The following is an 11844-nucleotide window of genomic DNA, read 5'->3' on the forward strand; positions in this document are numbered from 1 at the left end:
GTGGTGTGGACGGAGAGCGCGCGCGGCCCGTGCCTCGACGACCGGGGGCGGGAGCGGCGCCCCGGCAAGGCGCGCGGCAAGCACGCGCGCACGTCCCCCCGGACCGCCGGGGACCAACTGCTGCTCGACACCGCCCGACACAGCGCCGCCCGGGCGCTCGCCCTCACCCTCCTCGGCCTCGCCTCCACCGCCGTGGCCCTCGCCCTGCCCGCCACCCTCGGCCACACCCTCGACCTCCTCCTCACCCGGCGCCCCGGCGCGAGCGGCTGGGTCCTCCTGTGCACCGCCCTCATCTGCGTGCCCGCCGCCCTCGACGCGCTCGACGGACTGCTCGCCGGCACCACCGCCGCCCGCTCCACCGCCCGGCTCCGCCACCGCCTGCTGCGCCACGTCCTGGCCGCCGGGCCCCGGGCCACCAACCGCTTCGGGCCCGGCGACCTCGTCACCCGGCTCGTCGGCAACGCCGCCGACGCGGGCACCGCCCCCGGCACCCTCGCCGCGGCCGCCTCCTCCGTCGTGGCCCCCCTCGGCGGCATCGTCGCCCTCGGCCTGATCGACCCCTGGCTCGCCGTCGCCTTCCTCGCCGGGGCGCCCCTGCTGGCCCTGCTGCTGCGGGCCCTCGCCCGCGCCTCCTCCGACTGCGTCGCCCAGTACCAGCGGCTCCAGGGGGACATCGCCGGGCGCCTGATGGAGGCCGTCGGCGGGGCCCGTACGATCGCCGCTGCCGGGACCGCCGGCCGCGAGCGGGACCGCATCCTGGAACCCCTCCCCGCCCTCTCCGGCCAGGGCCACCGCATGTGGCGGGTCCAGGGCAGGGCAGCCGCCCAGGCCGTCACCGTCGTACCGCTCCTGCAGATCGCCGTACTCGCCGTCGCCGGACTGCGCCTGAACCAGGGCCTGCTGAGCGTCGGCGACCTGCTGGCCGCCTCCCGCTACGCCGTGCTCGCCACGGGCGTCGGCATGCTCGTGGGCCACCTCAACGCCGCGGTCCGCGCCCGCACCGCCGCCGGCCGCCTCGCCGACGTCCTCTCCGTACCCCTCCCGCCGTACGGGCCCGACGTCCGCCGACTGCCGCCCGGGGACGGCACCTTGGAGCTGCGCGGGGTCGGTGCCGTGCGCGGCGGCAGGCACATCCTGCGCGACCTGGACCTGGTCGTACCGGGCGGTACGTCACTGGCCGTCGTCGGCCGCTCGGGCACCGGGAAGTCCGTCCTGGCCGCGCTCGCCGGGCGCCTCGCCGACCCGGACTCCGGCGTGGTCACCCTCGACGGGGTCCCCCTGCCGCAGCTCGGCCACGACGAGCTGCGGCGCGCGGTCGGCTACGCCTTCGAACGGCCCGCGCTGCTCGGCGGCACGATCGGCGGGACGGTGGCCTTCGGCGTGGCCGACCCCGGGCCCGACGCGGTGGCGGCCGCGGCCCGCGCGGCCCGCGCGGACGGCTTCGTCCGCCGACTCCCGCGCGGCTACGCCACCCCCTGCGCCGAGGCCCCCCTCTCCGGCGGCGAGGCCCAACGCCTCGGCCTGGCCCGCGCGTTCGCCCACGCCGGGCGCGTCCTGATCCTGGACGACGCCACCTCCAGCCTCGACACGGTCACCGAGCGCGAGGTCGCGGCTGCCCTCGTCCGCGACGTCGCCGCACGCACCCGCATCGTCGTCGCCCACCGCGCGTCGACGGCGGCCCGCGCGGATGCTGTCGCGTGGCTGGAGGGGGGCCGCGTGCGGGCGGTGGGCACGCATGAGTCGCTGTGGCGCTGTGCGGCGTATCGGGCGGTGTTCGGTGGGTGAGCGGCCGCCTGTTCGTTGCCGCCTGCGGCGGGAGCGCCCTGCGGGCGCGTCCTCAAACGCCGGACGGGCTGAATTGTGCGCACCCCGGGGGTCTGGGGGCGGAGCCCCCTCACGCGGCGGAGCCGCATATCGGATGCAGCCGGGAAGGGGCGGGGCTGGGGAAAGAACGCCGCCGCTGCCCGAGCCGCCACCCCGAAGGGAGCCCCGGATGACCACAGACACCCCCTCTCTCATCCGGCGAGGCATGACCTTCCTCGCCGGCCACCGCCGAGCAATCGCCCGCCTCACCGCCTGGTCCACCGTAGAAGCCGCACACACCTTCGCCATGGGCTACGCCCTCGCCAAGGCGCTGGACAGCGGCTTCCTCGCCGGCAGGCCCGGCGAGGGCCTCGGCTGGCTGGGGCTGGCCGCGCTCGCCGTTGTCGTCGGTGCGTTCGGCACCGGCCGTACGTACCGCGGCGTGGCCGCCCTCGTCGAGCCGCTGCGCGACCGGCTCGTGGGACGCGTCGTGACGCGCGCGCTGCGGGAGGCGGACGGCGCGGCCGTCTCCCGGCTCACGCATCAAGTGGAGATCGCCCGGGACACGTTCGCGGGGCTGGTGATGGTCTCGCGGTCCTTCGTCTTCACGGCGGCCGGCGCGCTCGTGGGCCTGTGTCTGCTGGCGCCCGTCCTGCTCGTGGTCGTGGTGCCGCCCCTGGTGCTGGGGCTCGGGCTGTTCCTGGCGACGCTGCGGCCGCTCGCCCGCCGTCAGGAGACGTTCCTCGCCACGGACGAGGCCATCGCGCAGTCCCTGGGCGAAGTGTCAGGCGGCCTGCGGGACATCACGGCGGGCGGGGCGGAGCGTTACGTCCGTGAGGAGACCGGCGCCCTCGTCGACGCGGAGTTCCGCGCCTCGCTCGCCCTGGCCCGCTGGTCCGTCCTGCGGGTCGTCGCGCTGGCCGTCGCGGGCCGGCTCCCGCTCGTCCTGCTGCTGGTCACCACCCCGTGGCTGCTGGACCGCGGTGTCACCCCGGGCGCGCTCGTCGGCGCGCTCGCCTACCTCACACAGTCGCTCCTGCCCGCCCTGCAGGACCTCGTCCACGGCCTGGGGGCGAGCGGTTCGCGGCTGGCCGTGGTGATACGCCGCCTGACGGACGGGCCGCCCCTGCCGCCGCCGCCCGCCGTCGAGTGGGCACCGCCCGAGTCCGCGCCCGCGGCCGTCGAGCTGCGGGGCGTCACCTTCTCCTACGGCGAGCACGCCGAGCCCGTGCTCCGCGACCTCGACCTCGTCGTGCCCGTCGGCGGCCGGCTCGCCGTCGTGGGGCCGTCGGGGGTCGGCAAGTCGACGCTGGCCGGGCTGGTGGCGGGGCTGCTGGAACCGGGGAGCGGCGAGGTGCGCGTGGCCGGGGGGCGCGCGGGGCGGGTGCTGATCCCGCAGGAGGCGTACGTGTTCTCCGGCACGCTCGCCGACAACCTCGGCTACCTCCGCCCGGACGGCGTCCCCGACCACGAGCTCCGCGCCGCCGCCGACGTCCTCGCCATGACCGAACTCGTCGACCGGCTGGGCGGTTTCGGGGCCCCCGTCACCCCTACGGAGCTCTCCGCGGGCGAACGCCAGCGCATTGCTCTGGCCCGCGCCTATCTGGCCCCCGCGCGGATCGCGGTGCTGGACGAGGCGACGTGCCACCTCGACGCGGAGGCGGAGGCCCGGGTGGAGAGCGCCTTCGCGCGCCGCACCGAGGGCACGCTGATCGTCATCGCCCACCGCATGGGCTCGGCGCGCCGCGCGGACCGCGTGCTGGTGATGGACGGGGCGCGCACCGTCCTCGGTACGCACGAGGAGCTGCTGGGGGAGTCGGAGCTCTACCGCGACCTGACGGCGGTGGTGCGGCCGGACAGGCTGGGTTCGACGCCCTGAAACGCTCGACGCCCTGAAACGGGGCCCGGGAGCCGTACGGGCCGGCGGCCCCCGGGCAACTCCTCAGACCCACCCCGCCACGCGCGAGATGCGTATCGCGTCCACCCGGTTGCGGGCGCCGGTCTTGCGGGTGATCGCCGCCATGTAGTTGCGCACCGTCCCGTTCGACAGGTGCAGGCTGCGGGCTATCTCCCCGATGGACGCGCCCTCCGCCGCCAGCGAGAGCACGGTCAACTCCCGTCTGGTCAAGGGGATGTCGGAGGCCTGGAGGAAGCTGTAGCCGAGGGACTCGTCGATATAGCGCTCGCCCTTCGCCACATGCCTTATTCCCTCGATCAGCCGACCAGGTGAAGCGTTTTTGCTCATGTACCCCAAGACCCGCTCCTCGTACGCCCGGCGCAGGGGGCCCGGCCGTTCCGCCGTCGCCAGGGCTAACAGAGCCGACGTGCCGTCCCCGGCGTCACACCAGGCCGACAACTCCCGCAGGCCGTACGGTCCGCCTGCCTCGGGGCTGTCCATGTCCACCACGCACACATGGGGGAGCAGCATCCGCGACTTGGCCACCGAGTGGATCCAGGAGGACGCCGAGACCTCCAGGTCGGGTTCTCTGGCGATCAGCGCCGCCAGGGCCGCGCGCAGCAGATGGGTATCGTGCACCAGCAAGACCCGGATCACGGTGTCAGTCCCCGCCCTCCCACTACCCCGGGCGGCGAGCGCCGCGCCGGGTACTTCGTCAAATTCATACCGGCGTGTGCCACGGTCACGGGCGCGGATAACTGACCTGTGGGGGGCGCAAGGGCGCACACTTCGAGCCATGCGCGCCCCAAGTTCACTCGAACGCGCCCCCCGGAACCTCTTGTTACCGGGAACCGAGGGCGGGCGATCCGGGCGAAGTGGGGCAGGGCGGGCGGTCAGCGGGGAGAGTTGGGGTTGGTGAGGTCGATGAGTCGGCAGACCGTCTCGATGTCGATCTTTACCTGGGCGATGGACGCCCGCCCGGACAGCCAGGTGATCAGCGCCGAGTGCCAGGTGTGCTCGATGACGCGCACGGCCGAGAGCTGCTCGGGGGTGGGCGGTCCCGACGTGCCCGCGGGGCCCATCGCGTCGAGGACGATCGCCGTGGTCAGCCGGGAGACGGTGTCGACCTCGGAGCTCACGGACCGGTCGGCGAAGGTCAGGGCGCGCACCATCGCGTCGGCGAGGTGCGGCTCGCGCTGCATCGCGCGGAAGGCGCGCATCAGCGTCTGGGCCACGCGCGCAGCCGGGTCCTCGTCGGTCAAGGGGCGCTTGCGCAGCGTCTCGTGGAGCTGTTGCAGCTGGTCCTGCATGGTGGCGACCAGCAGGTGGATCTTCGAGGGGAAGTAGCGGTAGAGGGTGCCGAGCGCGACGTCGGCGGACTCGGCGACCTCCCGCATCTGCACGGCGTCGAAGCCGCCCCGGGTCGCCAGCCGGGTGGTGGCCTGGAGGATGCGGCGCCGCCTGGCCTCCTGACGCTCGGTCAGCAGGGGTTTGGGCAGCGAGGAAGGGGTGGTCGGTGCCGACCTGGAGTCCGTAGTCATATGTCCCATTCCGTGGCAATCCATCCAGCGGTGTCCGTGGGGCCCGGACGGCACAGCATGGCAGGGGGCGAGCCGTGGCGCGAATCACCCGATCCGGTCCGCCCGCCCGGCCGTCCGGCCGGTAGATTCGAGGCTTCCGGACGACTCAGTCTGAAACTTGTTCTAGATTAGCGCGACCGGTTACGCTCCGGCGGGACAGCAGCGAGAAGGAGGCCCGGAGTGACCGCTGAGGCCACGGAGGCAGCGCTCGCGCACGACGACCACCCCGTGGACGGGGGCGGTGCCGGCCCGCTGCGGATCGCCCTGCTCACCTATAAGGGGAACCCGTTCTGCGGCGGCCAGGGCGTCTACGTACGCCACCTCTCGCGAGAGCTCGCCCGCCTCGGTCACCACGTCGAGGTCATCGGCTCGCAGCCCTACCCCGTCCTCGACGGCGACGGCGCGGACGGTGCCGTCGGCAGCGGCCGGGTGAGCCTCACCGAGCTGCCCAGCCTCGACCTCTACCGCCAGCCCGACCCCTTCCGCACGCCCGGCCGCGGCGAGTACCGCGACTGGATCGACGCGCTGGAGGTCGCCACCATGTGGACCGGCGGCTTCCCGGAACCGCTCACCTTCAGCCTGCGGGCCCGCCGTCACCTCGCCTCGCTCCGCGGGCGGTTCGACGTCGTCCACGACAACCAGACGCTCGGCTACGGGCTGCTCGGCGGCACCGCCGCGCTCGGGGCGCCCCTGGTGACCACCATTCACCACCCCATCACCGTCGACCGGCAGCTCGACCTCGCCGCCGCGGCCGACTGGAAGCGGCGCATGTCCGTGCGCCGCTGGTACGGCTTCACCCGCATGCAGAAGCGGGTCGCGCGGCGGCTGCCGTCCGTGCTGACCGTCTCCGGCTCCTCGCGGCAGGAGATCGTCACCCACCTCGGGGTGTCCCCGGACCGGGTCCACGTCGTCCCCATCGGCGCCGACACCGACCTCTTCTCGCCGGACCCGTCCGTCGCCGAGGTCCCCGGCCGGATCGTCACCACCTCCAGCGCGGACGTGCCCCTCAAGGGCCTCGTCCACCTCGTCGAGGCACTGGCCGCCGTGCGCGCGCAGAACCCCGGCGCACACCTCGTCGTGGTCGGCAAGCGCGCGGAGGACGGCCCGGTCGCGGGCGCCATCAGACGGCACGGGCTGGAAGGCGCGGTCGAGTTCGTCAAGGGCATCACCGACGCGGAACTGGTCGACCTGGTGCGCTCGGCGCAGATCTCCTGCGTCCCGTCGCTGTACGAGGGCTTCTCCCTGCCGGCCGCCGAGGCGATGGCCACGGGCACACCGCTGGTCGCCACGACGGGCGGGGCGATCCCCGAGGTCGCCGGGCCCGACGGCGAGACGTGCCTGGCCGTGCCGCCCGGCGACCCCGGGGCACTGGCCGCCGCGCTGAACCGGCTGCTCGGCGACGAGGCGCTGCGGCGCCGGCTCGGAGCGGCGGGCCGCGAGCGCGTGCTGTCCCGCTTCACCTGGCGGCAGGCGGCGATCGGGACGGCCGAGAGATACCGCGCGGCGATCGCCCTCTCGGGCGGCGCGTCCGTGACGACGGGGCGGCGTGGGTGATGTCCCCCCTGCCCCGGCCCCTCCCGCACCGGGGCTTCCGCCCCCGGCGGGCCTGATCGCCCAGACATTCCTCGCCCCATCGACCTGACCCGCCGGACGAAAGCAAATATTCGTGCTGACCGTCGATTTCTCCCGCTTTCCGCTCGCCGCAGGCGACCGCGTCCTCGACCTGGGCTGCGGCGCGGGCCGGCACGCCTTCGAGTGCTACCGGCGCGGCGCGCAGGTCGTCGCCCTCGACCGCAACGCCGAGGAGATACGCGAGGTCGCCAAGTGGTTCGCGGCCATGAAGGAGGCCGGTGAGGCCCCCGCGGGCGCCACCGCCACCGCCATGGAGGGCGACGCCCTCGCCCTGCCCTTCCCCGACGAGAGCTTCGACGTCGTCATCATCTCCGAGGTCATGGAGCACATCCCCGACGACAAGGGCGTGCTCGCCGAGATGGTCCGCGTCCTCAAGCCCGGCGGCCGGATCGCCGTCACCGTGCCCCGCTACGGCCCCGAAAAGGTCTGCTGGACGCTCTCCGACGCCTACCACGAGGTCGAGGGCGGCCACATCCGCATCTACCGCGGCGACGAACTCCTCGACAAGATGCGCGAGGCGGGCCTGGCACCGTACGGCACCCACCACGCACACGGCCTGCACAGCCCCTACTGGTGGCTCAAGTGCGCCTTCGGCGTCGACAACGACAAGGCGCTGCCCGTCCGCGCCTACCACAAGCTGCTGGTCTGGGACATCATGAAGAAACCCAAGGCCACCCGGGTCGCCGAGCAGCTCCTCAACCCCGTCATCGGCAAGAGCTTCGTGGCGTACGCGACCAAGCCGCACGCCCCCGCGGGCGAGCAGGACCGGGCCACGGCCGCCGCCGCGTCCGCCGAGGAGCGCGCGTGACCAGGGCCGGCCGCAGGCCGGACCGCACCGAGCGCCTCGTACTGCCCGGCGTCCTGACCGCCGACCAGGCCGCCCGCACGGTGGCCGGCATCGCCGCCGTGCAGCGCGAGGACGGCGCCATACCCTGGTTCCGCGGGCACCACCTCGACCCGTGGGACCACGTCGAGGCCGCCATGGCCCTGGACGCCGCGGGGGAGCACGACCGCGCCGAGGCCGCCTACCGCTGGCTCGCCGACCACCAGAACCCCGACGGCTCGTGGTACGCCGCCTACGCCGACGGCGACGCCGCAGAACCCACCGACCGCAGCCGCGAGACCAACTTCGTCGCCTACGCCGCGGTCGGCGTCTGGCACCACTACCTCGCCACCGGCGGCGACGCCTTCCTCGACCGCATGTGGCCGACCGTCTTCGCCGCCGTCGAATTCGTACTCCAACTCCAGCAGCCGGGCGGCCAGATCGGCTGGAAGCGCGAGGACGACGGCACGGACGTCACCGACGCGCTCCTCACCGGCTGCTCCTCCATGCACCAGGCGCTGCGCTGCGCCCTCGCCATCGCCGAGCACCGCGAGGAGCCGCAGCCGGACTGGGAGCTGGCGACCGGCCTGCTGGCGCACGCGATCCGCAAGCACCCGGAGCGGTTCCTCGACAAGAGCCGCTACTCCATGGACTGGTACTACCCGGTGCTCGGCGGCGCGCTCACCGGCCCCGCCGCCAAGGAGCGCATCGAGGAGGGCTGGGACGACTTCGTGGTGCCGGGCCTCGGCGTGCGCTGCGTCCTGCCCAACCCCTGGGTGACCGGCGGCGAGAGCTGCGAACTCGCCCTCGCGCTCTGGGTGATGGGCGAGTCCGACCGCGCGATGGAGATCCTCCAGTGGATCCAGCACCTGCGGGCCGAGGACGGCCTCTACTGGACCGGCTACGTCTTCGAGGACGACGCGATCTGGCCGGAGGAACTGACGGCGTGGACGGCGGGCTCCCTGCTGCTGGCGGTGGCGGCACTGGGCGGCGACGAGGCGACGACGGCGGTCTTCAGCGGCGAACGCCTGCCGCTGGGCCTGGACCCGGATTGCTGCTAGGCCAGTTCTGAGGGCGCGGGTCCGTCGCCACTCGAACGGGTCTTCCCGGTGGCGGAGCGCGCGGTGGGAGCGGGACCCTTGACCGGAGGGATACCGCTGCCCACCGGAGGTCACCGTGAATCGCCGCTCCGTCGTCGCCGTGCCCCTCGTCTGCGGTCTTCTTCTCGTCGGTACGGGATGCGGCGGCGGGAAGAAGAAGGAGGCCGAGAGCACCGGCGGGCCCACCCCCACCAGCTCCGCGGAGCGGCAGAAGTTCGCCAAGACGCGCTTCGTGACCAACGCCGGGCTCGCCGCGGGCGCGGCGTACCAGTGGGTCATCAAGCCCTACCGGAACGGCGCCTTCAAGAAGGGGGCCGACGGCCGCACCGTCGCCCTGGTGAAGGCGGGGCTCGCGGGCACGTTCTCGTACAACCGCTTCAAGGCCGCCGTGAACAACGCGAAGGGCGACCCGACGCTCTCCAAGGCCGTGGCACCGCTCACCGCGGGCATCGACTCGCTCAAGGGGCTGACCACGAAGTTCCGCAAGGGCGACGCGACCGACAACGACGCCAACGACTTCGACAAGGTCATCAACAACGTGAAGGACGCGGGCAAGGGCGCGGGCGCCCCGGTCACCGACCAGGTGCCGTCCTACTCCGACATCCAGAAGGGCTGACGGCGCGAACAAGTGCCCTGGGCAAGGGCGTTGTCAGTGGCCCTCTCTACATTGGTGTCATGACGACTTTCACCCACGAACGCTACTGTTCCGAGGTCCTCGCCCAGACCGAGCTGCTGCGCGCCGCGCTGCGTGGTGCCGATCTCTCCGCCACCGTGCCCACCTGCCCGGACTGGACGCTGGCGCAGCTGGTGCTGCACGTGGGCCGGGCGCACCGGTTCGCGGAGATGCTCGTGCGGACGAGGGCCACCGAGTTCGAGGTGCCCGCCGGGGGCAACACTGTCGAGTTCGGTGCGGGCGACCCGTCCCCCGACGACGAGGAGGGCCTCGGGGCGTGGCTCACCGCGGGCGCCGAGGCGCTGGCGGAGACGCTGCGCGAGGCGGGTCCCGACGTCCCGGTGTGGACGTTCGCCGTGGACCAGCTCAGCGGCTTCTGGGCCCGTCGGATGACGCACGAGACGCTCGTCCACCGCGCCGACGCGGCAGGCGCGGCGGGCGTCGGGTTCACCGTCGATCCGGCGCTGGCGGCGGACTGCCTGGAGGAATGGCTGGGGATGTCCACCCACCCCGCGGTACTGGAGTACAAGCCGGAGCTGAAGAACCTGCTGGGCCCCGGCCGCACGCTCCGGCTGCAGGCCACGGACATCGCGACCGAGTGGTTCGTCGACCTCACCGGCGACCGCTTCGCCTGGCACCGCGGCCATGAGGAGGCGGCCGTCACCCTGCGCGGGTCGATGACCGACGTGCTGACCGTCGTCTACCGTCGGCAGCCGGTGGACGGCGCCCGGGTCGAGGTGCTGGGCGACCGCGCGGTCCTCGACCTCTGGCTGGAGACGACCAGCTTCGGCTGAGCGGCGGCCGGGTGAGAGCATCGCGGGTATGAGCGGTATACCCAGATCCTCCACGAGGCGTGCGGCCTCGCGTCGTCGGCCGGGGCGCGGGGCGCTGCTTCCCGCGGCGCTGGTGCTCGTCGCCTCCTGCTCCGGCGGGAGCGACAGCGGGAAGGCGGGTGCCGACGGGGTCGGCGATCCGCTCTTCCCCCGCCTGGGCAACGGCGGTTACGACGTCCAGCACTACGGCCTGACCCTGGACTACGAACCCGAGGGCAACCACCTGCACGCCACCGCCGTCATCACCTCCCGCGCCACCCAGGATCTGGACGCCTTCAACCTCGACCTCAAGGGCATGCGGGTGCGCAGTGCCCGCGTCGACGGGAAGCCGGCGGGCACGTCGAGGAAGGGCACCGAGCTGACGGTGACGCCCGGCGCGACGGTCGGCAAGGGGCGCGAATTCCAGACGGTGGTCGTCTACGAGGGGGTGCCCAAGGAGATCACGGACGCGGACGGCGAGTCCGTCGAAGGGTGGGTGGAGACGGACGGCGGCGCCGCGGCGCTCGGCGAACCCACCGGCTCGATGGCCTGGTTCCCCGGCAACCACCACCCCTCCGACAAGGCCACGTACGACATCGCGGTGACCGTGCCCAAGGGCTATACCGCCGTCGCCAACGGCGAGTTGAAGCGCGAGGAGGTGCGCGGGGACCGCGCCACCTTCTCCTGGCACAGCGCCGAGCCGATGGCGAGCTATCTGGCGAGCGTCGTCGTCAACGAATTCAAGGTCACCACCACCAAGGCAGGCGACCTGCCCGTCTATGTCGCCACCCACCCCGACGAGGCCGCCGCCGGACCGAAAATGGCCGAGCTGCTGCCCCGCGCGATCGAGTGGGCGAGCGGGCTGTTCGGCCCGTACCCCTTCTCCTCGGCGGGCGCCGTGATCGACCACAACCCCTACGTCGACTACGCGCTGGAGACCCAGACCAAGCCGTATTTCGACGAGGCGCCGACCGACGCGATCGTGGTGCACGAGGTCGTCCACCAGTGGTTCGGCAACTCCGTCACCCCGCGCACCTGGCGCGACATGTGGCTCAGCGAGAGCTTCGCCCAGTACGCGGAATGGATGTGGGAGGAGAAACACGGCGGCCGCTCCGCCCAGCACATATTCGACGACTTCTACGACGGCAAGGACCCGGAGAGCGAGGGCATTTGGGCATTCCCGCCCGCGGATCCCACTCCGGAGACGATCTCGGATCCGCCGGTTTATGGGCGCGGGGCGATGCTGCTGCATGAATTGCGGCGGGGGGTGGGGGACGATGCGTTTTTCGCCATTGCGCGGCAGTGGGTGGCGGATCATCGGTATGGGAATGGGGATACGGCGGAGTTCATTGCTCTGTGCGAGCGGAAATCCGGGCGGGATTTGGGAGAGCTCTTCGATAAGTGGCTGAGGTCGGAGGGTAAACCGCGGCGATAGCCGGTGCGGGCCCGTTGCGCCTGCGGCGGGCTTTGTTCCCCACCCCGCCCCTTCCCGAACTGGGGCTCCGCCCCAGACCCCGGTCCTCA

10 protein-coding genes are annotated in these 11844 nt (G+C 73.1%); 8 read left to right on the forward strand and 2 right to left on the reverse strand.

Features of this window, described 5'->3' with window-relative positions:
- Positions 1-117: 117 nt before the first annotated feature.
- Together ABD269_RS19595 and ABD269_RS19600 are read left to right on the forward strand one after the other, a co-directional pair.
- A complete protein-coding gene (locus ABD269_RS19595) occupies positions 118-1785 on the forward strand; it encodes an ABC transporter ATP-binding protein (protein ID WP_344119529.1) in 1668 nt (555 codons plus the stop codon).
- A gap of 208 nt (positions 1786-1993) precedes the next feature.
- Positions 1994-3682, forward strand: a complete 1689-nt coding sequence (locus ABD269_RS19600; protein WP_344119484.1) for an ABC transporter ATP-binding protein — start codon at positions 1994-1996, stop codon at positions 3680-3682.
- A 63-nt stretch (positions 3683-3745) separates the two neighbouring features.
- Here the strand turns inward: ABD269_RS19600 and ABD269_RS19605 are convergent, their stop codons facing one another.
- Positions 3746-4339 (reverse strand): response regulator transcription factor, encoded by a 594-nt coding sequence (locus ABD269_RS19605; RefSeq protein ID WP_425572934.1) that lies wholly within the window; start codon positions 4337-4339, stop codon positions 3746-3748.
- Positions 4340-4593: 254 nt separating this feature from the next.
- Positions 4594-5241 (reverse strand): TetR family transcriptional regulator, encoded by a 648-nt coding sequence (locus tag ABD269_RS19610; protein WP_301887742.1) that lies wholly within the window; start codon positions 5239-5241, stop codon positions 4594-4596.
- Between the two features lie 219 nt (positions 5242-5460).
- Between ABD269_RS19610 and ABD269_RS19615 the strand changes: the two genes are divergently transcribed.
- From ABD269_RS19615 to ABD269_RS19640, 6 genes are all read left to right on the forward strand, one after another.
- Positions 5461-6834 (forward strand): glycosyltransferase family 4 protein, encoded by a 1374-nt coding sequence (locus ABD269_RS19615; RefSeq protein ID WP_344119489.1) that lies wholly within the window; start codon positions 5461-5463, stop codon positions 6832-6834.
- A 112-nt stretch (positions 6835-6946) separates the two neighbouring features.
- Positions 6947-7720, forward strand: coding sequence for a class I SAM-dependent methyltransferase (locus tag ABD269_RS19620; protein WP_344119491.1), 774 nt, complete (start codon positions 6947-6949; stop codon positions 7718-7720).
- Positions 7717-8796, forward strand: coding sequence for a prenyltransferase/squalene oxidase repeat-containing protein (locus tag ABD269_RS19625; RefSeq protein ID WP_344119493.1), 1080 nt, complete (start codon positions 7717-7719; stop codon positions 8794-8796). The genes ABD269_RS19620 and ABD269_RS19625 overlap by 4 nt, the downstream gene beginning before the upstream one ends.
- Positions 8797-8911: 115 nt before the next feature.
- Positions 8912-9451 (forward strand): hypothetical protein, encoded by a 540-nt coding sequence (locus tag ABD269_RS19630; RefSeq protein ID WP_344119495.1) that lies wholly within the window; start codon positions 8912-8914, stop codon positions 9449-9451.
- 59 nt (positions 9452-9510) lie between these two features.
- Positions 9511-10302: a maleylpyruvate isomerase N-terminal domain-containing protein gene (locus tag ABD269_RS19635; RefSeq protein ID WP_344119497.1), complete on the forward strand. Its 792-nt coding sequence runs from the start codon at positions 9511-9513 to the stop codon at positions 10300-10302.
- 28 nt (positions 10303-10330) lie between these two features.
- Positions 10331-11755: a M1 family metallopeptidase gene (locus ABD269_RS19640; protein ID WP_344119499.1), complete on the forward strand. Its 1425-nt coding sequence runs from the start codon at positions 10331-10333 to the stop codon at positions 11753-11755.
- The last annotated feature ends 89 nt before the right edge of the window (positions 11756-11844 follow it).

This window comes from Streptomyces blastmyceticus (assembly GCF_039521185.1).
Taxonomy (GTDB): domain Bacteria; phylum Actinomycetota; class Actinomycetes; order Streptomycetales; family Streptomycetaceae; genus Streptomyces; species Streptomyces blastmyceticus.

Bases quoted from the DNA above. Each gene is read 5' to 3' on its own strand.
- ABD269_RS19600 (WP_344119484.1), top strand. From the start codon at position 1,994: ATGACCACAGACACCCCCTCTCTCATCCGGCGAGGCATGACCTTCCTC.
- ABD269_RS19610 (WP_301887742.1), bottom strand. From the start codon at position 5,241: ATGACTACGGACTCCAGGTCGGCACCGACCACCCCTTCCTCGCTGCCC.
- ABD269_RS19635 (WP_344119497.1), top strand. From the start codon at position 9,511: ATGACGACTTTCACCCACGAACGCTACTGTTCCGAGGTCCTCGCCCAG.
- ABD269_RS19640 (WP_344119499.1), top strand. From the start codon at position 10,331: ATGAGCGGTATACCCAGATCCTCCACGAGGCGTGCGGCCTCGCGTCGT.